The following is a 407-nucleotide window of genomic DNA, read 5'->3' as shown; positions in this document are numbered from 1 at the left end:
GTGAATTACGGATCCCATCACGCTCAAAGTAGTTGCGATAATCGCCAGAATTGGTAATGGCCATATCGCCCGGCTCAATTAATTCTTGAATCGCCCGATCTTCAACAGAAGTTTTCTCGACAGCAATGCGCCACGGAATACCCTCACGGTTGACGCCTTTTAAACGCAACACCCCGCCCACTTCAACCATGTAGATGTTAATGCCTTGCGACTGAATGTAATCGGCCACCACTTCGACCCCCCAGCCTTTAGCATTGGTCGAAAGATTCACATACAGGTTGGGCAATGTTTTTGTCAGTTGATTGCCGTGGACGGATAATTGGTTATTGCCTGTTTTGGATTTAAGATGTGCGAGTTCAGCATCTATCTCTTATATGCCTCTGCGGCTGCCGGCGAATGGCGCGGAG

At 48.6% G+C, this 407-nt stretch carries 1 pseudogene; it reads right to left on the bottom strand.

What is annotated here, in order from left to right:
• Window positions 1-364 (bottom strand): annotated as a pseudogene (locus UF06_RS21580) (FAD:protein FMN transferase); the annotation flags it as partial.
• Window positions 365-407 lie beyond the last annotated feature (43 nt).

It is taken from the genome of Vibrio sp. S234-5, from assembly GCF_000960595.1.
Lineage (GTDB): Bacteria > Pseudomonadota > Gammaproteobacteria > Enterobacterales > Vibrionaceae > Vibrio.
Note: the sequence above shows the minus strand (reverse complement) of the source record. Positions and strands in the feature narration are given on the sequence as shown.